1 protein-coding gene is annotated in these 1,746 nt (G+C 40.7%); it reads right to left on the bottom strand.

Going from position 1 to position 1,746, the window contains the following annotated elements; all coding sequences use genetic code 11:
- Nucleotides 1–178 precede the first annotated feature (178 nt).
- A complete protein-coding gene (locus B4C08_RS10040; RefSeq protein WP_296665017.1) occupies nt 179–1,483 on the bottom strand; it encodes an NCS2 family permease in 1,305 nt (434 codons plus the stop codon).
- Between the last annotated feature and the right edge of the window lie 263 nt (nt 1,484–1,746).

Consider the following 1,746-nt stretch of genomic DNA (forward strand, 5'->3'; position numbering starts at 1 on the left):
CTGGCTTTTGAGTGAAAACTCATTGGCTTTTGAGTCAAAACTCACTGACTTTTGAGCTCTTCGGTTAAGAAGTATAAAAATTCTGCAAAAAAAAGTGCGCCTCAAAAATTGTTTCCAACTCTTGGGGCGCACTTGGGATTGCCGTATCAAGTACGGCAATGACACAGGAATTTTTTAACTATATTGCTTTTATTGCAAGCGCAAAGATAAATACAACAGCAAGAATCCAAGTAACAACAGGAATTTCTTTTGTTTTCTTTCCGGCAACTTTTGCAATTACATAGGCAATCATTCCGAATGCGATTCCCTTTGAAATTGAATAGCCAAACGGCATTACCATAATTGTAATGAAAGCCGGGATTCCGTCTGTAATGTCAGCGAAGTTGATTTTAGAAACAGACTGCATCATGAGGAAGCCTACAAAAATCAAAGCAGGTGCTGTAGCGCAAGAAGGAACAAGAGCGAACAAAGGAGTAAAGAACAAAGCAAGAAGGAAGAAGAAAGCTGTAACAACAGAAGCAAGACCAGTGCGAGCTCCTGCTGCAACTCCAGAAGAAGACTCAACGAATGAAGTTACTGTTGAAGTTCCAAGACAAGCACCTGCTACAGTTCCAACAGCGTCGGCAAGAAGAGCGCCTTTTGCATTCTGAATGTTGCCTTTTTCATCAATAAGATTTCCCTGCTCTGCAACGCCCATCAAAGTTCCGATTGTATCAAAAATATCTGTAAACAAGAAAGTAAAGAAAACACCGAAGAATTTAAGAGAAAGAACTCCAGCCCATTCAAACTTAAAGAGGAACGGTGCGCTAGGAACAGAAACCGGCTTGAAGTTCTCTGGAACAGCTGTAACACCAAAAGGAATTCCAATAACAGTTGTAGCGGCAATGCCAATAAGAATTGCGCCAGGAACTTTAAGAATGTAAAGAACAACTGTAATGATAAGACCGATAATTGCAACAAGAGCAGTAGCATGGCTCAAGTCAATTGCGTTAAAGCCGATTATTGTTCCGTTTGCAGAAGTTACGATTCCTGCATTGTTAAGTCCAATAAGGGCAATGAAAAGTCCAATACCAACAGCAACAGCTTTTTTCATTGTGCCAGGAATTGAATTGATAATCGCCTCGCGAACTCCAAAGAATGAAAGCAAAATAAAAAGAACGCCTTCAATCAAAACAGCAGTAAGAGCGAACCAAGGAGAGCATCCCATTTGGCCGCAGACTGTGTAAGTAAAGAACGCGTTAAGCCCCATTCCAGAAGCAAGAGCAACCGGCATATTCGCAAAGAATGCCATTATAAGAGTTGCAACAGCAGCTGAAACAGCAGTCGCAGTAAACACACCGCCGAAATTCATTCCGGCAATTGAGCCAAGCATTCCCGGGTTAACGGCAAGAATGTAAGACATTGCAAGGAAAGTTGTAATACCGCCGACAACTTCACGGCTTACAGTAGACCCCTTCTCCTTGATTTTGAAAAATTTCTCCATAAGAAATTTCCTCCAAAAAATAGAATACAGATATTGTATCACGAAATAAAAAAAGATTATATAGTATGGATGTTAGTTTTTAAGTTAATATTACCATCTGTCATTATCGGGCTTGACCTGCGACGTTTGCGAAGCAAACTCGGTTGATAACCTATTGAAAATTTCCAGCAGATTCCTGACCGAGTTTACTGCGTAAACATCGCAGTGCCGTAGCATGGGAATGACACTTAAATTACTGTTCTTATCAAAACTCGACATTTGGG

The sequence above is a fragment of the Treponema sp. UBA753 genome (assembly GCF_002297325.1).
In the GTDB taxonomy this organism is placed as follows: domain Bacteria; phylum Spirochaetota; class Spirochaetia; order Treponematales; family Treponemataceae; genus Treponema_D.